This window comes from Bacillus sp. SG20033 (assembly GCF_044570195.1).
Taxonomy (GTDB): domain Bacteria; phylum Bacillota; class Bacilli; order Bacillales; family Bacillaceae; genus Bacillus; species Bacillus subtilis.
This window is the reverse complement of sequence record NZ_CP172606.1, coordinates 1,571,415-1,593,233: the sequence shown is the minus strand read 5'-3', so window position 1 is coordinate 1,593,233 and position 21,819 is coordinate 1,571,415. Positions and strand designations below refer to the sequence as shown.

The 21,819-nt window shown below is 42.8% G+C and carries 20 protein-coding genes and 1 pseudogene; 6 read left to right on the top strand and 15 right to left on the bottom strand.

What is annotated here, in order from left to right:
* Window positions 1–312 precede the first annotated feature (312 nt).
* Window positions 313–522, top strand: coding sequence for an RNA polymerase subunit omega 1 (rnpZA, locus tag ACFVP7_RS08495; protein ID WP_003222303.1), 210 nt, complete (start codon window positions 313–315; stop codon window positions 520–522).
* A 5-nt stretch (window positions 523–527) separates the two neighbouring features.
* Window positions 528–2,195 carry a ribonuclease J1 gene (rnjA, locus tag ACFVP7_RS08490; protein WP_003245660.1) on the top strand — a complete coding sequence of 556 codons (1,668 nt, stop codon included), beginning with the start codon at window positions 528–530 and terminating at the stop codon, window positions 2,193–2,195.
* 33 nt (window positions 2,196–2,228) lie between these two features.
* Here the strand turns inward: rnjA and ade are convergent, their stop codons facing one another.
* From ade to abhA, 5 genes are all read right to left on the bottom strand, one after another.
* Complete coding sequence (gene ade, locus ACFVP7_RS08485) at window positions 2,229–3,965, bottom strand: adenine deaminase (protein ID WP_338733599.1); 1,737 nt, start codon at window positions 3,963–3,965, stop codon at window positions 2,229–2,231.
* 155 nt (window positions 3,966–4,120) lie between these two features.
* Window positions 4,121–4,786 carry a Ktr system potassium transporter KtrC gene (gene ktrC, locus ACFVP7_RS08480; protein ID WP_003222311.1) on the bottom strand — a complete coding sequence of 222 codons (666 nt, stop codon included), beginning with the start codon at window positions 4,784–4,786 and terminating at the stop codon, window positions 4,121–4,123.
* A 62-nt stretch (window positions 4,787–4,848) separates the two neighbouring features.
* Window positions 4,849–5,676 (bottom strand): gamma-glutamylcyclotransferase, encoded by an 828-nt coding sequence (locus tag ACFVP7_RS08475; RefSeq protein WP_160221551.1) that lies wholly within the window; start codon window positions 5,674–5,676, stop codon window positions 4,849–4,851.
* 15 nt (window positions 5,677–5,691) lie between these two features.
* Window positions 5,692–6,978, bottom strand: coding sequence for a two-component sensor histidine kinase KinC (gene kinC / locus ACFVP7_RS08470; protein ID WP_003232333.1), 1,287 nt, complete (start codon window positions 6,976–6,978; stop codon window positions 5,692–5,694).
* Between the two features lie 189 nt (window positions 6,979–7,167).
* The gene (abhA, locus tag ACFVP7_RS08465; protein ID WP_003244728.1) at window positions 7,168–7,446 is read right to left on the bottom strand and encodes a transcriptional regulator AbhA; all 279 of its coding nucleotides are present in this window, start codon (window positions 7,444–7,446) and stop codon (window positions 7,168–7,170) included.
* A 283-nt stretch (window positions 7,447–7,729) separates the two neighbouring features.
* Here abhA and mreBH point away from each other — a divergent pair, with 283 nt between their 5' ends.
* The 3 genes from mreBH (at window position 7,730) to ACFVP7_RS08450 (ending at window position 10,313) form a co-directional block, all read left to right on the top strand.
* A complete protein-coding gene (mreBH, locus tag ACFVP7_RS08460) occupies window positions 7,730–8,737 on the top strand; it encodes a cell shape-determining protein MreBH (protein WP_003245743.1) in 1,008 nt (335 codons plus the stop codon).
* Between the two features lie 100 nt (window positions 8,738–8,837).
* Window positions 8,838–8,972 (top strand): protein YkpC, encoded by a 135-nt coding sequence (locus tag ACFVP7_RS08455; protein WP_003238865.1) that lies wholly within the window; start codon window positions 8,838–8,840, stop codon window positions 8,970–8,972.
* A 108-nt stretch (window positions 8,973–9,080) separates the two neighbouring features.
* Window positions 9,081–10,313: an aminopeptidase gene (locus ACFVP7_RS08450; protein ID WP_003232341.1), complete on the top strand. Its 1,233-nt coding sequence runs from the start codon at window positions 9,081–9,083 to the stop codon at window positions 10,311–10,313.
* Between the two features lie 33 nt (window positions 10,314–10,346).
* On the opposite strand, the pseudogene ACFVP7_RS08445 reads toward ACFVP7_RS08450, so the two are convergent.
* Both ACFVP7_RS08445 and ACFVP7_RS08440 read right to left on the bottom strand, forming a co-directional pair.
* Window positions 10,347–11,256, bottom strand: a pseudogene (locus tag ACFVP7_RS08445) (ketopantoate reductase family protein).
* 56 nt (window positions 11,257–11,312) lie between these two features.
* Window positions 11,313–12,935: an ABC-F family ATP-binding cassette domain-containing protein gene (locus ACFVP7_RS08440; RefSeq protein WP_003232344.1), complete on the bottom strand. Its 1,623-nt coding sequence runs from the start codon at window positions 12,933–12,935 to the stop codon at window positions 11,313–11,315.
* A gap of 180 nt (window positions 12,936–13,115) precedes the next feature.
* Between ACFVP7_RS08440 and ACFVP7_RS08435 the strand changes: the two genes are divergently transcribed.
* Window positions 13,116–13,385 carry a hypothetical protein gene (locus tag ACFVP7_RS08435; protein ID WP_003232345.1) on the top strand — a complete coding sequence of 90 codons (270 nt, stop codon included), beginning with the start codon at window positions 13,116–13,118 and terminating at the stop codon, window positions 13,383–13,385.
* 33 nt (window positions 13,386–13,418) lie between these two features.
* On the opposite strand, the gene sipT is transcribed toward ACFVP7_RS08435, so the two are convergent.
* The 8 genes from sipT to yknW all read right to left on the bottom strand — a co-directional run bounded on the left by sipT (window position 13,419) and on the right by yknW (window position 21,723).
* Window positions 13,419–14,000, bottom strand: coding sequence for a signal peptidase I sipT (sipT, locus tag ACFVP7_RS08430; RefSeq protein WP_003232348.1), 582 nt, complete (start codon window positions 13,998–14,000; stop codon window positions 13,419–13,421).
* A 144-nt stretch (window positions 14,001–14,144) separates the two neighbouring features.
* Entirely contained in the window at window positions 14,145–16,049 is a 1,905-nt protein-coding gene (locus ACFVP7_RS08425; protein ID WP_043857425.1) for a PTS fructose transporter subunit IIABC, read from the bottom strand.
* A gap of 14 nt (window positions 16,050–16,063) precedes the next feature.
* Complete coding sequence (pfkB, locus tag ACFVP7_RS08420) at window positions 16,064–16,975, bottom strand: 1-phosphofructokinase (RefSeq protein ID WP_032725621.1); 912 nt, start codon at window positions 16,973–16,975, stop codon at window positions 16,064–16,066.
* On the bottom strand, window positions 16,972–17,727 hold the full coding sequence (locus tag ACFVP7_RS08415) for a DeoR/GlpR family DNA-binding transcription regulator (RefSeq protein WP_014476685.1): 756 nt from the start codon (window positions 17,725–17,727) through the stop codon (window positions 16,972–16,974). Before ACFVP7_RS08415 ends, pfkB begins: the two co-directional genes overlap by 4 nt.
* 279 nt (window positions 17,728–18,006) lie before the next feature.
* On the bottom strand, window positions 18,007–19,200 hold the full coding sequence (gene skiZ, locus ACFVP7_RS08410; RefSeq protein ID WP_338733587.1) for a sporulation-delaying-protein transporter subunit SkiZ: 1,194 nt from the start codon (window positions 19,198–19,200) through the stop codon (window positions 18,007–18,009).
* Window positions 19,197–19,889: an ABC transporter ATP-binding protein YknY gene (gene yknY / locus ACFVP7_RS08405; RefSeq protein ID WP_003232356.1), complete on the bottom strand. Its 693-nt coding sequence runs from the start codon at window positions 19,887–19,889 to the stop codon at window positions 19,197–19,199. The genes skiZ and yknY overlap by 4 nt, the downstream gene beginning before the upstream one ends.
* On the bottom strand, window positions 19,890–21,023 hold the full coding sequence (locus tag ACFVP7_RS08400; RefSeq protein WP_338733584.1) for an efflux RND transporter periplasmic adaptor subunit: 1,134 nt from the start codon (window positions 21,021–21,023) through the stop codon (window positions 19,890–19,892).
* A 4-nt stretch (window positions 21,024–21,027) separates the two neighbouring features.
* Window positions 21,028–21,723, bottom strand: a complete 696-nt coding sequence (yknW, locus tag ACFVP7_RS08395; RefSeq protein ID WP_130572305.1) for a toxin SDP protection protein YknW — start codon at window positions 21,721–21,723, stop codon at window positions 21,028–21,030.
* Between the last annotated feature and the right edge of the window lie 96 nt (window positions 21,724–21,819).

Below are 21,819 nucleotides of genomic sequence, written 5' to 3'. Positions count from 1 at the left end.
AATTTCGTTCAAAAATCATATTAAATTCCATTAATAACCACGAAAAGTCTTCCTCAATCTCCGTATACTATTTGTATAAAAGAACTCTGGGACAAATTTTTCATTAAAGGAGGGACTGGCTAATGCTGCGTAAATTAAGAAAGAAACTCAGAAGACAATGGAACGGAATGCTCCGTAAGAAAGCAATTGCCTGACAAGGGATCTTTCACTTTTTGAGAGATCCTTATTTTGCTCAAGGCTTTCCTTATATTCCGTTTTCGAATATAATAGAATGAGCGAGTCTAACATACGGCATTTAAGGAGAGATTTGGAATGATTTATAAGGTATTTTATCAAGAGAAGGCTGACGAAGTACCTGTTCGGGAAAAGACAGATTCACTTTATATTGAAGGCGTATCTGAGCGTGACGTCAGAACAAAGCTGAAAGAAAAGAAATTTAATATTGAGTTTATTACACCTGTTGATGGTGCATTCTTAGAATATGAACAACAGAGCGAAAATTTTAAAGTATTGGAGTTATGAGCGGTATGAAATTTGTAAAAAATGATCAGACTGCTGTTTTCGCCCTCGGAGGTTTGGGCGAAATCGGTAAGAATACGTACGCGGTGCAATTCCAGGATGAAATTGTACTGATTGATGCGGGGATCAAGTTTCCCGAGGACGAACTGCTCGGAATTGACTACGTCATCCCTGATTATACGTATTTAGTCAAAAACGAAGATAAAATTAAAGGGCTTTTTATCACCCACGGGCACGAAGACCACATCGGCGGTATTCCATACCTGCTCAGACAAGTGAATATTCCTGTATACGGCGGAAAACTCGCGATCGGCTTACTTCGGAATAAACTTGAAGAGCATGGATTATTAAGACAGACGAAACTAAACATTATCGGCGAGGATGATATTGTAAAGTTCCGCAAAACGGCTGTGTCATTCTTCAGAACAACACACAGTATTCCGGATTCCTACGGCATTGTTGTAAAAACGCCGCCCGGAAACATCGTACATACTGGGGATTTTAAATTCGACTTTACTCCAGTCGGCGAGCCGGCAAACTTAACGAAAATGGCCGAAATCGGTAAAGAAGGCGTTTTGTGCCTTCTTTCAGACAGCACAAACAGTGAAAATCCGGAGTTTACCATGTCTGAGCGCCGTGTAGGAGAAAGCATTCATGACATTTTCCGCAAGGTGGACGGCCGAATTATCTTCGCTACATTTGCGTCGAATATTCACCGCTTGCAGCAGGTAATTGAAGCTGCTGTACAAAATGGAAGAAAAGTTGCCGTATTTGGACGCAGTATGGAATCGGCTATCGAAATTGGACAGACACTCGGTTATATTAACTGTCCTAAAAATACGTTTATTGAGCATAACGAAATCAATCGTATGCCTGCTAATAAAGTAACAATTTTATGTACAGGAAGCCAAGGGGAACCAATGGCGGCGTTATCAAGAATTGCAAACGGCACACACCGCCAAATTTCAATCAATCCTGGGGATACAGTCGTATTTTCTTCATCCCCTATCCCAGGCAACACAATCAGCGTGAGTCGAACAATCAACCAGCTGTATCGTGCGGGCGCTGAGGTTATTCACGGCCCTCTTAACGATATCCATACATCCGGTCACGGCGGACAGGAAGAACAGAAGCTGATGCTTCGTTTAATCAAGCCTAAATTCTTCATGCCGATTCACGGTGAGTACAGAATGCAAAAGATGCATGTCAAGCTTGCAACAGATTGTGGCATCCCAGAGGAAAACTGCTTTATCATGGATAATGGTGAAGTATTAGCGCTTAAAGGCGATGAGGCTTCAGTTGCAGGAAAAATTCCGTCCGGTTCAGTGTACATTGACGGAAGCGGTATCGGTGATATTGGCAATATCGTACTTCGTGATCGCAGAATTCTCTCTGAAGAAGGACTTGTCATCGTTGTTGTCAGCATTGACATGGACGACTTCAAGATTTCAGCGGGTCCAGATTTGATTTCCAGAGGATTTGTGTACATGAGAGAATCTGGCGACTTGATCAACGACGCTCAAGAGCTCATTTCAAATCACTTACAAAAAGTAATGGAACGAAAAACGACTCAATGGTCTGAAATCAAAAACGAGATTACAGACACTCTTGCACCTTTCTTGTACGAAAAAACAAAGCGCCGTCCAATGATCCTGCCGATCATTATGGAGGTTTAAAAAAAGAGGCACTCCCTAAGGGAGTGCCTCTTTTTATTGCAGTGATATGTGTTGAAATGATTTTACATCGAATAATCCCGTAGTCGTCATTTTAATATCAGGAATGACAGGCAAAGCTAAAAACGACAATGTCAAAAATGGATTAAATCCGCCTGTGAAACCGATTAACGGCAATTTATCATGAAGCGTCAGCAAGCTTTGATTCACTTGCTCTGCAGATTGGTCGGATAATAACCCTGCAATCGGCAACGGTACTGAATGGAGCTCTTCCCCATTTTTTATAATCGTTAATCCTCCGCCAATTTCCTGCAGCTTATTAACTGCCGCCGCGATATCCTCATCATTCGTTCCGACAGCAATAATATTATGGGAGTCGTGTGAAATGGTTGTGGCAATCGCTCCGCTCTTGAATCCAAAACCTTTCACAACACCAAGTCCGGTTTCTTTCAATCCTTTATGCCGCTCGACAACTGCAATCTTTAACAAATCAAACTCAGTGTCAGGCTCAAATTCGCGGGCATCAGGAGCCGGAACTTGTACTAATCTTGTTTCAAGCTGATTTGGTATGATTTGAATGACATTGATTTGCTGCTCTGAATCGATTGGCATATGAAAATCCTGTTTGTTAAGAGGAGCAGCAAGCTTAACAGAATCAAGCAGTGCCTGATCTGGTGCTGCAGTTGAAGCATGATCCTGATAGACCGCTTTGCTGTCTTCAGCAACAGTCTGCCCTTTTACCATCGTCATTGTGACAGTGACATTTTCCAGATCAGATACAAAGAGCAAATCAGCGTCAAAACCCGGGGCAATCGCTCCCTTTGTATCTAATCCGTAGCACTCGGCCGCATTGAGGCTTCCTAATTGATAGGCTAAAAACGGATCAAGTCCGGCTTGAATCGCCATTTTCACCTGATGGTTTACACTTCCCTCTGACAATAAATCATCCACATGCTTATCATCCGTACAGAAAAAGAACCGACGTGCGTTCTTTTCATTTACCGCCGGCAGCACATTGAGCGTGTTTTTGGCGACTGATCCTTCACGCATCATGACATACATGCCTCTTCTGATACGATCAAGGGCTTCTTCCTTCGATGTTACTTCATGGTCGTTTAAGACAAAGGCGGTTCTGTAAATGTTAATGAGGTCTGTTGATAAACCAGCTAAATGACCGTCTATCCGTTTTCCTGCCACACGGGCATCGAGCAGTTTCTGAACCATGTCTTCTTCAGCCTGCTGAACCGACACATAATCCATAACTTCAGCCAGCCCTAATACTTCTTCTTCTTCTTCATAAAAAGGCTTGAGATCGGCAGCTTTGAGAATTGCGCCTGATCGCTCAAAACTTGCGGCAGGCACACTGGAAGGAAGCATAAAATGGATATTCAGCGGTGTATGCCGAGCTTGTTCAAGCATAAACACAATCCCTTTTTCACCAGACACATTCGCGATCTCATGCGGATCTGTAACAACCGTCGTCACGCCATGAGGCAACACTGCTTTAGCGAACTCAATCGGTGTAACCATTGACGACTCAATATGTACATGTCCATCAATAAAACCCGGAACAATCATTTGTCCCTCTGCATCAATGGTATTTTCACCTTCATACTCACCGAGGCCTACAATAACTCCATCTGTAATCGCAATATCTTCATATATCCATTCTTGATTATATACGTCCATGATTTTTCCGTTCCTAATGACGATATCAGCTTTTTGTCTTTTGGCTGAAGCATTCAGCCTATTGACTAGCGCTTCTTTATTCAAATAGGCCCCTCCTCTTTTTTATTATATGGTACAATATGCTATCGGAACGCCTGTGCTTAGTCAATGAAATTTTAAGAAATTGGCGCTCAGTTCATTAAAGTTGTTATATTCTGATAATACGAAAAACCGCCCTTTGAGGACGGCTTATTTGACTGCTATTTAGTATGAAGAACTCTTTTTTCAAAACGGGAGATGTCTGTAACTGATCCAATAACAATGAGTATATCTTCTTGGTGGATGACTTCGGTTGCAAGCGGTGATACGATGACTTCCTTGCCCCTTTTTATGGCTACGATATTAATACCGTATTTTGCGCGAATATCTAAATCGAGAAGTGTATTTCCAGCCAGGCGGCTGTTAGCTACGATTTCAACAAGACTATGCTCTTCAGACAGCTCCAAATAGTCAAGTACATTGTTGGACACGATATTATGCGCAATTCGTTTTGCCATATCGCGTTCTGGGTGGACGATGTGATCCGCGCCAATTTTAGACAGCACTTTTTCGTGATAATCGTTCTGCGCTTTAACTGTAATCGTATGGACGCCAAGTTCTTTCAGAATGAGTGTCGTTAAAATACTCGCTTGAATATTTTCCCCGATTGCTACAATAACGTGGTCAAAATTTCGCAGGCCTAAATTTTTCAGGACAGATTCGTCTGTCGAATCACCGATAACTGCGTGAGATGCAATCTTGGCATACTCGTTGACTTTATCTTCATCGATATCCATTGCCATAACCTCGACGCCTTCTTCGCTTAATGCTTTGCAAATACTGCCACCAAAACGGCCCAGCCCAATTACCGCAAATTCTTTTTTCATCGTGGTGCTCCTTTATATGACATGATATTGATCAAATTTTATCATATTCTTTTGTTACAGTGTTATCCTTTTGGCAGCGAATTCATATGCCGCTTGAGCTTTTCAGTAAACTCAGGCGACAAATACAGCTCCGCTCCGCGTTCGATTTCAATCTGATAGTGCTGAGGCGGGGCAATTTCCGCTTCTTTTTGGAGGACGAGAAAGGTTAAGCAGTCTTTGTAGTGCCTTCCGCCAGCTTCAACGTCTACAAATGCCGGCCGATACGTAAGAGATTCGACGCCCTCCCTTTTAAATAGATAGGAGAGAGCAGAATAAGGAATACGGTATAAAACGCCTTCTGTTGTTCCTCCGTCTTCCAACATGTCCGCTCTTGAACCGTCATCCCTTTTTAGCGTGAAGCGGGTTGTGTATCCTTTTAAAACAGCTCTTCCTACTGGATCTTGAAAATAGTGATCGACTCCCGCTTTTTGAAAGCGGGCATTATCCATGCATGATCCATAGGCAAAATAATAAATGGGATTTTTCGATTTGCTGATCATCTGATGTTCTTTCCAGTCGCCGCTGCTTATTTTCGTAAAACCGGCACACCCTTCTTTGTTCATAAAATAAATAAGCGCATTTTTAATCCCGACATCCGTTTCTACAAACACCGTTTGTTTATGATATCCTTGAAAAAATTGATCGAGCTTATGTATACACAATTCATCTGCTTCATATACTTCGCCGTATATATAGCCTTCGCCATTAAAAACAGCTGTGGGCCCCTCTTTTGCAGCAAACAAACTTCCCTTTGTTCTCGCCTGCTCATTGATACATGCCGATTGTGCCAGCAAATGATGGTTTTTTTCATGCTTTCTTAATGTCCCATATACAAACAGAAGCGAGTTCACTGTATTTTTCTCCTCTCAGCTGTCTGATTTTAAAGGCAAAACCACTTGAAAGACGCTGCCTTTTCCAGCTTCACTTTCGATTTTCAATTCCCCGTCATGTTCCTTCAGGATTCTCAAACAAATGGGAAGTCCCAGTCCAGTGCCCTTTTCTTTTGTTGAATAAAAAGGTTTGCCAATCTGCTTCAGCTTTTCCTGCGGCATGCCGTTTCCTTCATCCTTTACGCTTATCACTGCATGAGAGGCGGTTTTAGCAGTTGAAATGGTTACGACACCGCCCTTTGGCATTGCCTCAATTCCGTTTTTAATGATGTTGATAAAGACCTGCTTCAGCTGATTTTCGTCTCCATTAATCATACAGCCATCTGTCTCTTTGAAATTTTTCTCTATGACGATATTGGACAGAATTGCATTGGTATCAAGCAATGTCGTGACTTGTTTCAAGATCTCATTAAGCTGGTGTGTTTTAAATGTGATTGCCTGCGGTTTTGCAAGCAGCAGCAGCTCGCTGAGCACTAAATCGATTCTTTTAATCTCTGAAAAGATGATGTCAAAATAGTCTTTTCTGTCCGGATATTGTGTTTTCATAATCTGGAGGAAACCGCTGACAGATGTTAAAGGGTTTCTGACCTCATGAGCAATACCTGCGGCAAGTTCACTTGTGATTGATAGTTTCTGGGATTCCCTCGCCAGCCGTTCATTAATCTCAATGAGCTCATCTTCAGCCTCTTTCCGCTCAGTGATATCTGACATTGTACCCAGGCTGCCTGTAAATTGGTCATCCCGGTCATAGTAAAGTTTATAATGAACTTCTCCCCAAAAAATCGTGCCGTTCTTTGTCACGTATTTTGCCGTAAACATGCCAGAAGACGCTTTGTTTTGGATTTGGGTGTTAATGTGGTCGGCTACGTGCTTTTCTTTTATGAAGTAATCGTTATACATTGTTCCCATACATTCACTGATTGAAAACCCGGTTATAGATGCCCACGCTTGGTTTAAATATGTAATTTCGCCTTTTGCATTTGTTTGAAATACGATTTCCTGCAAATTATCCATGATGCGGTTTTTTTCTTCAGAAAGCTGTTTATACTTCCATTCGTTATCCTTCATTTTCTTAACCAGCTGCTGTTTCTCATCAATATAATAAGCCAACATCCAGACACTTACCAGCGTGACTGCAGTATACACAATATCAACAGGCCAATTAATCGGGTTTTTGCCTATAAAATAAAATAAATAATCCCAAAACATTATAAAAATCATTGCCAAAATGATGGAAATGATACGAGCTTGATATTTTCTCATATGACCACCTGCCGCTTGTGTTTCTCTACTTATTGTACCATTCTTCGACAAATAATTGAGTAAAATATGTAAAGTATCCCAAATCATTCATTACCAAATATCTTGATGTCTTATCTTAGGCGGCGGTAATCAAAAATTGATACGCAAAAAAGGCGGAGATGATATCGCTCCGCCTTTTTTAGCATAATTTTATTCTTTTAAAGCGGCTTGAATTTCTTCGAGAAGCAGCTGTGCACCCTCAGGGCTTAGCGTAATTTTACCGTTGCCGTATTCTTTATTTTCTGAAGTGATTTCTCCAGTCATTAAACAAACGCCATGAGGTTTGTACTTTTTCAAGATAATTTTATCTCCGTCAACAAAAAACTCAATGCTGTCTTTTATGGCAATATCCAATGCCCGTCTCAACTCAATCGGCATGACAATGCGGCCTAATTCATCTACTTTTCTCACAACACCTATTGATTTCATAAAAACCCTTCTTCCTTTAAATGTTTCTTTTCTCATGTAATGTTTTAAGGATGTACCTCAATATATCGTAGACGAATGAAACTTTGAAAAAGTTTCCCGCTTTCTATAAGAATTACAAGATATTTTTTCCATAAAACCGAAAAATGTATTACTTCTGTTACACAGTTCCTTGATTTTTTACAAAAACATTTCTTTACCGACGCACACCCCCAAAAATCGCAGTATTTCTGAGAAACTTTAAATGTAGAATCATATTAAATTAGGATAGAGATTGGGTGAAAACATGTTTCAATCAACTGAAATCGGGATTGACTTAGGAACAGCTAATATACTTGTTTACAGCAAAAATAAAGGGATTATCCTAAATGAACCATCTGTTGTCGCAGTGGATACGACGACAAAAGCAGTGCTTGCAATCGGAGCTGATGCGAAAAACATGATCGGTAAAACACCGGGAAAAATTGTCGCTGTCAGACCGATGAAAGATGGCGTGATCGCAGACTATGATATGACAACTGACCTGCTAAAGCACATTATGAAAAAAGCCGCAAAAAGCATCGGCATGTCGTTCAGAAAACCGAACGTAGTCGTTTGCACACCATCAGGCTCAACAGCAGTAGAACGCCGCGCCATCAGTGATGCGGTGAAAAATTGCGGCGCGAAAAACGTTCATTTAATCGAAGAGCCAGTTGCAGCCGCCATCGGAGCGGATTTACCGGTTGATGAGCCGGTTGCCAATGTGGTAGTAGATATCGGCGGAGGGACGACAGAGGTCGCTATTATTTCCTTCGGTGGCGTTGTTTCCTGCCATTCTATCAGGATCGGCGGAGACCAGCTTGATGAGGATATCGTTTCTTTCGTCCGTAAAAAATACAATTTGCTGATCGGCGAACGCACAGCTGAGCAGGTAAAAATGGAAATTGGCCATGCTCTGATTGAACATATACCAGAGGCAATGGAAATTCGGGGACGTGACCTCGTGACAGGTCTTCCAAAAACCATTATGCTTCAATCCAACGAAATTCAAGATGCAATGCGTGAATCCCTCCTGCATATTCTTGAAGCCATCAGAGCGACACTTGAGGACTGTCCGCCTGAATTGAGCGGAGATATTGTTGATCGCGGCGTTATTTTAACAGGCGGCGGCGCGCTCCTTAATGGAATTAAAGAATGGCTCACAGAAGAGATTGTCGTGCCTGTACACGTGGCGCAAAACCCGCTTGAATCTGTAGCAATCGGCACAGGCCGTTCTTTAGAAGTGATTGATAAGCTGCAAAAGGCAATTAAATAGTCTTTACCCGCAAAATTCTCACACGCGGCAAATTTCTTGCTTCTTTTTTCCTCACTTCCTTCATATTGTGGGAAATGGAGAAACGTTAAGGAGGAAACAGATGCTAAGAGATTTAGGAAGAAGAGTAGCGATCGCAGCCATTTTAAGCGGAATTATTCTTGGAGGCATGAGCATTTCTTTGGCAAATATGCCTCATTCGCCTGCAGGCGGCACTGTAAAACTGAATCATCCATAATATTGAAAAACCCAAGACGTGTCGTTTTGGGTTTTTCACTTTGGGCTCCTTCTTTCCTTTATAGGATCATATTTGATATGATGAGAAAAAAGCTTGGAGGAATGATTCATGGATTCATTTTCACAGAAATTAAATACATATGCACAGCTGGCGGTAGAAGTCGGCGTTAATGTCCAAAAAGGCCAGTATGTAGTCGTAAATGCTTCAACAGACGTTCGGGATTTTGTCCGTTTAATTGTAAAACACGCATATGAAAAGGGCGCAAAAAACGTCACCGTGAATTGGCAGGATGACGAAGTCGCCAAATTAAAATACGAACTTGCGCCGTTTGAAGCATTTGAAGAATATCCTGAATGGGAAGCAAAAGGCAGAGAAGAGCTTGCCAAAAATGGAGCTGCTTTCATTTCTGTTGTGTCGTCAAACCCAGACTTGCTAAAAGGTATAGATTCCAAACGGATTGCGGCATTCCAAAAAGCAGCAGGCAAAGCATTACATACATACAGACAATATATTCAATCAGACAAAGTCAGCTGGACTGTCGTAGGTGCGGCATCAGCAGGCTGGGCTCACAAGGTGTTTCCTGGCAAATCAGAGGAGGAAGCGATCCACCTTCTGTGGGAAGAAATTTTTAAAGCGACGCGCGTAAATGAAGACAACCCGGTTCAGGCGTGGATCAATCATGACCAAAATCTTCATGAAAAAGTTGACCATTTGAACGAGAGACATTACGCTGCCTTACATTATCAAGCTGAAGGAACTGATTTAACAATTAAGCTGCCTAGGAAGCATGTTTGGGCAGGTGCGGGAAGCGTGAATGAAAGCGGCCATGAGTTTATGGCCAATATGCCGACAGAAGAAGTATTCACGCTGCCGCAAAAAGACGGGGTTGACGGAGTGGTATCAAGCACAAAACCATTAAGCTACGGCGGAAATATTATTGAAAATTTCACCCTGACGTTTGAAAATGGCCGTATAGTCGACATTAAAGCTGAAAAAGGTGAGGATATTTTAAAAGAACTGGTGGAAACAGATGAAGGTTCTCACTATTTAGGTGAAGTGGCACTTGTTCCTTACGATTCGCCTATATCACAATCAAACATTCTTTTCTATAACACGCTGTTTGATGAAAACGCGTCAAATCATTTGGCGATCGGAAGCGCCTATGCCTTTAATATTGAAGGCGGAAAGCAGATGTCTCGTGAAGAGCTTGTCAAAGAAGGCCTAAATGAGAGCATTACACACGTGGACTTTATGATCGGTTCTAAGGATATGAATATTGACGGAATTACGGCAGACGGGAAAAGAGAGCCTATCTTCAGAAACGGAAATTGGGCTTTTTAAGTAAATAAAAGGAGGCTTTTCCGCCTCCTTTTTTTATTTTTCTGCTTCATACATTTGCAGATTCGCATAAACTGTTTCTAATACTGGTGCAGCGAGAGATAAACGTTTAGCTTTTTCAAGCAAAAATCCATGCAGGTGGTCGCCTTCTGTCGTTTGGCCGTTTTCCATATCCCGAAGCATGGAGGACTTCATATGATAAGACATGCTGGTCATCGTACGAAAGCTCTCTTCCTCAAGATCCGGATCAGCCGGAACACCTTCTTTTCGTAAAACAGCGCAAATTTCCCCAATAAGAGTTTGGGCCGTGTGACGTCCGGCTTCTGTGGCGAGGATTGGGCCAAGCGGTCGTTGAAATAACGTTGTGATCCCCGCTTGCGCTGCAATAAAGAGATACTTTTTCCAAATGTCCTTCTCGATATGCCCGCTAATGATGACTTCAGCCTTCACACCTGAAAACGCCTCTTCAAGCGCTCTTATCCGCTCCGTACGCTCGCCGTTCCATTCTCCAAATACAAAACGATGCGATGCGCTCGTATGATGAATTTCTCCTTTGTTGTCTAAAGCACTTTCTATAAAACACAGGCCGCCCAGCACCTGTTCTTTTGAAAATGCCGCAAATAGCTGCTCATAGTGGCGGTACCCATTTAAAAAAGGGATAATGACAGATTCCTGATGGATAAATGGTTTGACATCGTCTATCACTTGACCAAGCGAGTTCTTTAGAAGCAATGATAACGACATCAAATTGCCCTGTTTCTCCGGCACTGATTAGTTCGGGCTGAAATGATACATTCCCTTTTTCACTATGGATGACAAGCCCGGTTTTTTTCAGCTGCTCAGCTCTTTTTTGGCGCACGAGAAATGTCACATCATTTCCTTTCTCTGCAAGCCGTCCGCCAATATACCCACCTACTCCACCTGCTCCAACAACTAAAAATTTCATGTTGTGATCTCCTTTCATATTTAGGTATCAAAAAAAGCAGAGAAATCTCTGCTTTTTTATTCCGCGTATAGTTCAGTCAATTTTTTCTGCACATCAGCATTTTCAAGGAACTCGTCATAGCTCATTTGCTTATCGACGATGCCGTTAGGTGTAATTTCTATAATTCTGTTGGCAATGGTCTGCACAAACTGATGGTCATGGGAAGTAAACAGCATAGCGCCTTTAAAGCTGATTAAGCCGTTATTGAGCGCTGTAATGGACTCTAGGTCTAAATGGTTAGTCGGCTCATCCAAAATTAAAATATTGGCGCCAGAAAGCATCGCTTTCGACAGCATACAGCGGACCTTTTCTCCCCCGGAAAGTACATTTGCTTTTTTGTGGACTTCTTCTCCGGAGAACAGCATGCGTCCTAAGAAACCGCGTAAAAAGCTCTCACTTTGGTCGTGCGGAGAATATTGGCGAAGCCAGTCTACAAGGTTCAGATCACTGCCTTCGAAATATTCGCTGTTGTCTTTTGGAAAATACGCTTGAGATGTGGTAACACCCCATTTAAACGTTCCGCTGTCAGCTTCCATTTCCCCGGAAATGATTTTAAACAGCGTAGTAACAGCAAGTTCGTTTCGGCCAGTGAAAGCAATTTTATCTTCTCGATTCATAATAAAGCTGACATTGTCAAGCACCTTTACGCCATCGATTGTTTTTGTTAAGCCTTCCACGCGAAGAACATCATTTCCGATTTCCCGTTCCGGCGTGAAGTTAACATAAGGATAGCGGCGGGAAGATGGTTTAATATCATCCAGCGTGATTTTTTCGAGAAGTTTCTTTCTTGATGTAGCCTGCTTAGATTTAGACGCATTGGCGCTGAATCTAGCGACAAACTCTTGAAGCTGTTTAATCTGCTCTTCTTTTTTCTTGTTCGCTTCTTGAGAAAGCTTTAACGCCAGTTGGCTTGACTCGTACCAGAAATCATAGTTTCCGACATAGATTTGAATTTTGTTAAAATCAAGGTCGGCAATGTGCGTACATACTTTATTTAAGAAGTGACGGTCATGGGATACGACAATAACTGTGTTTTCAAAGTTAATCAGAAACTCTTCAAGCCACTGGATTGCCTGAAGGTCCAAGTGGTTCGTCGGCTCATCGAGGAGCAGAACATCCGGCTTGCCGAATAATGCCTGCGCCAAGAGAACTTTTACCTTCTCCGAACCGCCGAGGTCTGCCATCTTTTTTGTGTGCAGATCTTCTGAGATACCAAGGCCTTTTAACAGGATCGCAGCTTCACTTTCCGCTTCCCAACCGTTCAGTTCCGCGAATTCACCTTCTAGCTCAGCAGCACGAATCCCATCCTCATCTGAGAAATCAGGCTTCATGTAAATAGCGTCTTTCTCCTGCATGACTTCATACAGGCGTTTGTGGCCCATAATGACCACTTTCAGCACTTCATACTCTTCGTACTCAAAATGGTTCTGCTTCAAGACGGCAAGACGCTCGCCAGGACTCATATGCACGTCGCCTGTCTGAGGCTCGATTTCGCCTGACAGCACCTTTAGAAACGTTGATTTACCGGCACCGTTTGCACCAATTAACCCATAGCAGTTGCCTGGGGTAAATTTAATATTAACATCTTCAAATAACTTGCGATCCGCAAACCGCAAGCTTACATTATTTACAGCAATCATTTATTATCCTCCATCATGTCTATCATCAATAAAAGTATACCATGAATGCAGGGCAAGAGAAATGATTCCCTGATAAAACAGAGAGAAAACACTTATACACCCAAACCAGCCAGCTGTGTTACAATTAAAGAGAGAGAATGCATCCGCTCGGAAAATTACACACTCTCATGGAGGAACACGTTGAGGCTTTTAACACTTACTGAATATTGCTTACTGATCTTTTTTACGGGCTTTTACCTTGCCGTAACAGGCTTTACGGCCAAAGATATCGGTTTATATATAGGCATAGCCCTTATTTACATATTTTCGCACATTTTTTCTAAACGGCTTTTAGAAAAGCGCGGAAAAGAGAACAAACAGGTTCACCTTTTCTTCAGTGTGCTAGCTATTATCGGTTCAGTGTTCATCACGGTTTTATGCATTGCATTGGTCGCTTCTTTTTCAAAATAAAAACGCCTGCTGTCCTAGGCCAGCAAGGCGTTTTTATTTTGTTTGACGCATTTCGTTAAACGGGAAAAAGACAAACTTCGATGTGCCGACAATTCGATCTTCCGCGATCAGTCCCAGCCCGTTTCGGCTGTCCATAGAATTCAGCCGGTTATCTCCCATGACAAAGTATTTGCCTTTCGGAACCTTAACCGGTCCAAAGTCTCCTGTCAGACTGACACCAAGTTTTTCAGCTTCCTTCTTGTTTTTAGACAAGTAAGGCTCGGCTACTTTTTTACCGTTTATATAAAGCGTGTCATCCTTCATTTGAACGGTTTCTCCAGGCTTTCCGATCAGTCTTTTTACATAATGGATTTTAGAAGTTTCACCGTTGATAATAACGATATCTCCGCGCTTCAGCTCGCCGATATAGTTGACTGTTTTATTCACAAACAGCCTTTCTCCGTCATGTAATGTGGGATACATAGATGAACCTTCAACTAAATACGGTTCAAACAAAAAGTGACGGATCAGGAGAGCCAGCAGAACAGCGATGACAATCGCTTTACCCCATTCCAGGTACGTATTGGTTTTTTTCTTCGCCGTTTTCTCAGTATTCGTATTTTTTTCCTCGGTCAAAGTGTTTCCTCCTAGACAATTGCTATGTCAGTTGTTTCTCTTCTTTTACTTTATCATAAAAAAGAATAAAATACATAACTTAACCGCGCTCCCTGCCGGCCGGATAAGAAAAAGCGTCCTTTCGAACCAAGGACGCTTTTTTTCTTATTTTTCTGTAACAGGTTTTTTGACGATACCGAGGATAATTGCCATCACGACAGCACCGATCACGATACTTAAAAGGTAAAGCATCGGATGGTTTGTAATGAAAGCTACGAATACTCCTCCATGAGGCGCCGGAAGCGTTACTCGGAAGAATTCAGTTAATCCGCCGGCAACAGCTGCACCGACTACAGCAGCTGGTATGACGCGAAGCGGATCAGCCGCAGCAAATGGGATCGCTCCCTCTGTTACGAAAGCAGCTCCCATGAAATAGCATGTAATACCAGCTTCACGGTCACGCTGAGTGAATTTGTTTCTGAAAATGGTTGTTGCAAGTGCGATACCAAGCGGAGGAACCATACCGCCGGCCATGATTGCTGCATGAGGCGCATAGTTTCCTGCATCGATCATGGCGATACCGAACGTAAAGGCTGCTTTATTAAGCGGGCCACCCATATCGATCGCCATCATGCCGCCCAAGATAATACCCATTAACACAAGGTTTCCAGTACCAAGGCTTTCAAGCCAGTTTGTTAAGAAATTCATAAATGCCGCTACAGGTGTATTGACGACAAATTGCATTAATACGCCAGTGATAAAAATACCGAACAGCGGGTAAATCAAAACAGGTTTTAATCCATCAAGTGACTGAGGGATAAACGTAAATACTTTTTTCAGTAAAATCACAACATAACCGGCAAGGAATCCGGCAATTAAGCCGCCTAAGAATCCAGCATTCGCTTGAGTAGCCATAAAACCGCCGACCATACCAGGCGCAAAACCAGGACGATCTGCAATACTCATCGCAATGAAACCGGCCAGAACTGCAACAATGAGTTTTAATGCATTGTCGCCGCCGATAAAGTTTAATGCTGCTGCAAACGTGTTGTAGCTAGGATCATTCGGATCAGCAGAGTGAATTCCCCAGAAGAATGAAATCGCAACGAGAATACCGCCGCCGACTACGAACGGAAGCATGTTGCTGACACCGCTCATCAGGTGCTTATAAAACGCGTTTCCGATACCGCTTCCAGACTTGCCTCTCGCTTCTTCATCATCGTTTGAAGCTGCTGAACCGCCGCCGCTGCCTTGATAAATCGGAGCATCTTGATTCATCGCTTTTTCGATAAGCTCTTGCGGACGTCTGATACCCGCCGTTACAGGAACTTGAAGTACGCGCTTGCCTTTAAAACGTTCCATTTCAACCTGCTTGTCCGCTGCGACAATGATTGCAGGGGCATCTTCGATTTCTTGGGCAGTGAGCTTGTGCTTAATGCCGCTTGACCCATTTGTTTCGACCTTAATTTCCACTCCAAGCTCTTTCGCTTTTTCTTTAAGGGCATCCGCAGCCATGAATGTATGGGCAATACCTGTCGGACATGCAGTAACCGCTAAAATTTTTCCTTTTCCGGCAGGTGCTGGTGCCGCTTCTTCTTCTTCCTCTTCGTCATCATCTTTATCGTGCTGATTAATAATGTCGATGATGGCATCTTCAGACTCAGCTTCAAGGAGCTGCTTACGGATTTCTTCACGCATTAACAGCGTTGAAAGTCTTGACAATGCTTCAAGGTGAGTGTTGTTTGCGCCTTCAGTCGCCGCGATCATGAACACTAAGTGAGCCGGCTGGCCGTCTAATGATTCATAATCGACGCCGTCTTTTGAACGTCCGAACGCGATCGCCGGGTTGATAACGCTTGCCGTTTTCGCATGGGGGATAGCGATTCCTTCACCTATACCCGTGGAGCTTTGGCTTTCGCGATTTAAAATGGCTTCTTTATAGGCTTGTCGGTCATTTAACTTTCCAGCCTTATCAAGAACAGTGACCATTTCGTCAATAACATTTTCTTTTTCTTTGCTCTCAATATTAAGCTTTATCGTATGCTTCGTTAAAAGCTCAGTTATTTTCACTTGTGTTTCCTCCTCTATAGACGTGTGACCTTAACTTCAGGAAGAAGCTGCTGGACAAATTCTTCTGTTCCAAGTTCTTCAGAGAACGCGGTAGCACTGCCTGAAGTAACTCCTAAGCGGAATGCTTCTTCAAGCGGCAGCTGTTTGGAAATTCCGGCAAGGAAACCTGCAACAACGGAATCCCCTGCTCCGACTGAGTTTACCAATTTCCCCTTTGGCACGTTAGCAAAATAAACAGCTTCGTTCGTAAACAGAAGCGCTCCGTCTCCGGCCATTGATACGATTACATGTTCAGCGCCTTGTTCTACAAGCTTTTTCCCATAAGGAACGGCTTCCTCAACAGATGTAATGGTCGTGCCGAACATTTCTCCAAGCTCATGATGATTTGGCTTCATCAAAAATGGTTTCATTTCTGTTGCTTTCAAAAGAGCCTCGCCTGAGATATCCAGAACAACTCGTGCGTTCTGCTGTTTGCAGGCCTCTGCGATTTTTTCATAAGTATCGTGAGGGAGTGAAGATGGAATGCTTCCTGCAAGAACGACGATATCTCCCTCTTGCAAAGATTGGAACTGTTCTAAAAAGGCTTTGAAATCTTCATCCGAAATTGTCGGTCCCTGCCCGTTAATTTCAGTTTCATCACCAGTTTTCAGCTTTACATTGATACGGGTATCCCCTTTTACTTCAGAAAAAGCTGTTTCCAGGTTTTCTTCCCGTAAAAATGTTTTGATATATTCTCCGGTAAATCCGCCGACGAATCCGAGCGCTTTAGACGCCACATGGTGTCTTTTCAGCAGTCTCGATACGTTGATGCCTTTGCCCCCTGGATACTTGGTATCATACGAAGAACGGTTCAGGCCTCCTACAGTAAAATCTTCAACGTGAACAATATAATCGACAGATGGATTAAGTGTTACAGTGTAAATCATGGTTTCACTACCTTTACGACAGTTTTTTCTTGGTAATTATCGAATGTAAGCTCTTCAGCGTCAGTCGTAATGATTGTTGCGTCGCCTATTCCGGCGAATGCCGAAAATGAAATTTCTCCGAACTTCGAAGGGTCTGCTAAGACGTAAGCGTGTTTTGCCTGTTTGATCGCTTTCTGTTTTAAAAGGGCCTCATCAGGGTCCGGCGTTGTAAATCCAGCCTCTGTATGGACACCGTTTGTCCCCAGAAAACTCTTGTCAAATCTGTACTGGTCCATGGCAATCAATGAAGCGCCTCCAATAATCGCGCCCGTTCTGTGCTTTACGTATCCTCCAAGCAGATAAAAAGAAATTTCTTTCCTTATTAATGCATCGATATGCATTACCCCGTTTGTGACAACGACAATATCTTTGGTTTTATCCATAAAATCAATCATGTGCAATGTCGTCGTGCCTGCATCAAGGTAAATGCAATCCCCTTCTTCTAAAAGAGAAGCTGCTTTTTCAGCAATCTTCAGTTTATCGTGAAGGTTTTTGGATGATTTTTCAAGCATATCGGGTTCAAGTCTGATATCGGAAAGCTTGGCCGCTCCACCATGAACGCGCTTTAAAAAACCGCGTTCTTCAAGTGTCGATAAATCTCTTCTGATTGTTGATTCAGAAGCATTAGTCAGATTTATAAGCTCTTGAATCTTTACCACATCATGCTTTTCTATTTGATCAATAATCAATTGATGCCGTTCAGGAGTTAGCATGCTTCACCTCCTAATGAAAACGTATTCATTTTGAATACAATTTCATTGTAAACGCTATTTTCGGTTTAGGCAACTAAAATCATTCAAATTCATTCAATAACTATCAAAATCTTTCACGTTTCTCCATATTAACGTATGTCTATAGGGTTTGTAAACTGTAAATTCGACAAAAATAAGGACAATTGTACGACATTTTCTTCTTATTTTAATGAAAAAAGTCTTTTATATTCATAGTAGAAATCACTAAACATAAAAAAACCTCATGCATGTTGCATGAGGCTACTCATAACGCAGCGCTTCAATGGGATCAAGCTTTGCGGCTTTATTTGCAGGAAGCATGCCGAAAATAACACCAATGAGCATACTGAACAGCACGCCCCCGCATACAACCTGCCAGGATATGAGTGACGGCCAGCCCGCAATGGCTGAAACAAGCCCGGCCCCTCCGTATCCGATCCCAATTCCAATCAGTCCGCCAATCAGCGTCAATACGACTGATTCAATTAAAAACTGAGTCAGAATCTGTCCTCTCGTCGCACCAAGTGATTTTCTGATTCCAATTTCCCGCGTCCGTTCTGTGACTGATACGAGCATGATATTCATGACACCGATTCCGCCGACCAAAAGGGAAATACCTGCAATTGAGCCGATAATCGTCGTCATAATTGCCGTTACTTTGCCAATTCCGGCCGCAATCTCTTCCATGTTCATCACTTGATACGAATCCTCTGTGCCATGATTGTCATTTACCAGCTGTGCCGCTTCTTTTCCAGCCGATTTTATGTCGTCTGCTGATTCGACCTGCAATGATACGTTACTGAAATCACTTGTGCCAAAAGAGGATTTCATCATATTAAATGGCACATACATTTCACTTAAACCGAAAGAAAGCAAGCCTGTTTCTTTTTTCAGCACGCCGATAATTTCAACGGGCTGTCCGTTTATCCAGACAACTTCACCTAAAGGGGAGGTTTTATCGAACAGTTCTTCAGCCATCTTTTGAGAGATGATTCCGGCTCTATTCCCCGCGAGAAAGTCATTGTCGGTAAATGTTCTGCCGCTTTCGATTTCTAAAGAATTGACATTCATGTATCCATCATTTATTCCGTTAACCGTAGCATCGGTTTCTTCTTCGTGATAACGCGCTGTCATACTTTCAGAAGTCGAAGCAACGACTTGTTTAATGCCTTCTATTCCTTTTAAACCTTTAATATCGTTTTCTGTAAACGTAGATTCAGCTGCGGCGTTCGGGTTGCTTGCAAGCTCCTCGTCGCTAGGCATATAGTACAGCTCCACAGTATTTCCCGGACCGCTGATCGACTGCTTCAGCATTTGCTCGCCGCCCTGTCCTACCGCAACGACAACAATGACAGAGCCTACACCAATGATAATGCCGAGCATCGTTAAGATCGAACGCATTTTATGGGCAAGAACAGAGCTTAGAGCCATTCTGATGTTTTCTAACAGGCTCATTCTCCCACACTCCTTTGTCCGGAGCTGGCAGGAACAATGTTTCCGTCACGCACCATGACGATCCGATTCGTGCAATCTGCTACTTCAGGCTCGTGAGTAACCAGAACGATTGTCGTTCCCTCGGCATTTAATGCTGTAAACTGATCCATAATCGCCTCGCTTGTTTTCGTATCCAGGGCGCCGGTCGGTTCATCAGCTAAAATCAATTTCGGCTCATTCACGATCGCCCTCGCAATCGCCACCCGCTGCTTCTGCCCGCCCGACAGCTCGTTGGGCATGTGGAGCATTCGATCGGCTAACCCGACCTTTTCCAATGCTCTCTCAGCTCGCTCTTGACGTTCCTTTTTGCCTATCCCGGAATAAATCATCGGCAGCTCGACATTTTTTTTTGCGTTCAGCCGCGGAAGAAGCTGAAATTGCTGAAAAACAAAACCGATGGACCGGTTACGGACTGCCGCCAGTTCTTTATCTTTATATGAAGAAATGTCTTCGCCGTCCAATTGATATGTACCGGAAGTCGGCCGATCAAGACAGCCGATAATATTCATGATCGTCGATTTTCCTGATCCTGACGGCCCCATAATCGAGACATATTCACCTTGATGAATGTCCAAATCAATAGAATGGAGAACATCAAACGTTTCCTTTCCGATCTGGTAGCTTTTTCGCACATTAGAAAGCTGAATCATTTAGGATTTCACTTCCATTCCGTCAGTCACCTGATCAGATGGATTCAAAATGACTTGATCATCTTGGGAAAGCCCCTCTTTAATTTCTGTCAGGTCATCTGTCACTTCGCCGATTTTGACATCAACTCGCTTTGCTTTTCCGTCTTTTACTGTATACACATAATATTGGTCATCTTCTTTTTTGACTGCCTTTGAAGGAAGCGTATTTGCTTTCCGTTTATCTGTTTCAATATTCATGATAAATTTAAAGCCTGGCTTTCCTTCTGGAAGATTTCCTTTTATTTTCACTTGAAGCGGGTATTGGACCGCCTGTTCTGTTCCTTGTGCAGCAGCGCTCTCCTGCTGATCCGGAACAAGCCCGACTGCGGAAACCGTACCTTTCCATGTTTTACCCTGTATTACATCTGAAGTGAGTGTGACCTTCTGGCCTTTTTTGACTTTCAATGTATCGTATTCAGACAATTTCCCTGAGACGACAAGGTCTTTTGGGTTGCCGATATGTATGACAGGCTCTTGAATATCTGACTTTTTGGATGCCGCTTCTTGGTTGACAGAAATAACGGTGCCTTCAATTTCGCTTTTCACTTCTAAATCTGACACCCGGTTGGCAAGTGACTGCCGCTGAAGCTCGGTTTGTTTTAATTCGATCTCCGCTGTTTTTTTCTGCATTTGAAGCTCTGTCCGTTCAGATTCGATTTGTTTTTCTGCTTCTTTCTTTCCTACCTGTTTTTCCAGTTCTCTTTCTTTGCTGTCTAAGGCTTTTAACTTTTCTTGAATTTGGTCAATTTGAAGCCGGTTGGATTCAGACGTTAACTGGTTCTGTTCTTTTTCCAGGCTCAGCTGCTCATTTGTATAGGTGACTAAAGGCGTGCCCTTTTTAACTTTATCGCCTTCCTTTACTTTAATGTCTTCTAATGTCCCTTTATCCGCTTCATAAAAGACATACTGTTCATTTGAAAATTTTAGCGTGCCAGGAACCATAACCGTTGACGAGATTTCATTTTCTTCAACGCTCCCCGTCTGTATCTCCTTGCCGGCGCTGCCGCTTGTCGGAGCGGCAGACCGGTATATATTGATTCCAATAAAAAGAGCGACTATAACTGCGATTCCAATTCCGATCCAGACTTTTTTCATGAGCTTATGCACCCGCCACAGAATTGATTAAACCTGAAAAGAGCGAAAATACAACTAAAATTCCGAATAGAATGATTGCTGAAATCCATCCGGCTTTTTTGGAGATGCCTCCCGTTTTGTGAAGTCCGATTGCTAATAATACAAAGCTCCAGATGCTGAAAATTTCAAAGGTATTTAACACGCTGGCAAGAGCCCCGTCAGATGGGATAATCCCTGCCAGTGACGTCGTGCTGTAAAGAGGATTCACGTCAGTCGTAAAAGCAACGATTCCATTAACCAATAATCCGAGACTGCTAATCAAAGAGACAAACAGACCGAGAGAAAGCATTTTTTTATATGTCGTAACACCGCCTGATACTTTTACACAGAGCCAATAAATAAGAGGGGCAATAAATAATGCTGCGATACCGCCGATAATAGCGCCTACCATTCCGCCAACTTTGGTTATTGTTGCGACAGTTTCCATTTGTTCAGCAGATAGCCCTTGCGTATCCTGGCTTTTCAAAAGCTCACTATAATCCGTACCGAGTGATTGCAGCACGGCACCGACGATGATAATTGCTGCAACAATCAAAAGCGGTCCCCATACAGCCGGCCTTTCTCTTATTCTTTCAAATTGAACGGACGGACTTGTGATTACTCCTAAAAGTGAAGGCTTTTCAGTCGCCGTTCCGCTGTTTTTTTCTACATTCGTTTCCATTTCAAAACCTCCTTGAGAATATCTAACAAATAGTACGGGAAGGATATCAAAAAGTTTCATGTTTTTCTAATAAATTTCCAAAAGCCTTCAATATTG

Coding starts and splice junctions, on each gene's coding strand:
- rnpZA (WP_003222303.1), top strand. CDS start 313: ATGATTTATAAGGTATTTTATCAAGAGAAGGCTGACGAAGTACCTGTT.
- rnjA (WP_003245660.1), top strand. CDS start 528: ATGAAATTTGTAAAAAATGATCAGACTGCTGTTTTCGCCCTCGGAGGT.
- ktrC (WP_003222311.1), bottom strand. CDS start 4,786: ATGAAAAAAGAATTTGCGGTAATTGGGCTGGGCCGTTTTGGTGGCAGT.
- kinC (WP_003232333.1), bottom strand. CDS start 6,978: ATGAGAAAATATCAAGCTCGTATCATTTCCATCATTTTGGCAATGATT.
- abhA (WP_003244728.1), bottom strand. CDS start 7,446: ATGAAATCAATAGGTGTTGTGAGAAAAGTAGATGAATTAGGCCGCATT.
- mreBH (WP_003245743.1), top strand. CDS start 7,730: ATGTTTCAATCAACTGAAATCGGGATTGACTTAGGAACAGCTAATATA.
- ACFVP7_RS08455 (WP_003238865.1), top strand. CDS start 8,838: ATGCTAAGAGATTTAGGAAGAAGAGTAGCGATCGCAGCCATTTTAAGC.
- ACFVP7_RS08450 (WP_003232341.1), top strand. CDS start 9,081: ATGGATTCATTTTCACAGAAATTAAATACATATGCACAGCTGGCGGTA.
- ACFVP7_RS08440 (WP_003232344.1), bottom strand. CDS start 12,935: ATGATTGCTGTAAATAATGTAAGCTTGCGGTTTGCGGATCGCAAGTTA.
- pfkB (WP_032725621.1), bottom strand. CDS start 16,975: ATGATTTACACTGTAACACTTAATCCATCTGTCGATTATATTGTTCAC.
- ACFVP7_RS08415 (WP_014476685.1), bottom strand. CDS start 17,727: ATGCTAACTCCTGAACGGCATCAATTGATTATTGATCAAATAGAAAAG.
- skiZ (WP_338733587.1), bottom strand. CDS start 19,200: ATGAGCCTGTTAGAAAACATCAGAATGGCTCTAAGCTCTGTTCTTGCC.
- yknY (WP_003232356.1), bottom strand. CDS start 19,889: ATGATTCAGCTTTCTAATGTGCGAAAAAGCTACCAGATCGGAAAGGAA.
- ACFVP7_RS08400 (WP_338733584.1), bottom strand. CDS start 21,023: ATGAAAAAAGTCTGGATCGGAATTGGAATCGCAGTTATAGTCGCTCTT.
- yknW (WP_130572305.1), bottom strand. CDS start 21,723: ATGGAAACGAATGTAGAAAAAAACAGCGGAACGGCGACTGAAAAGCCT.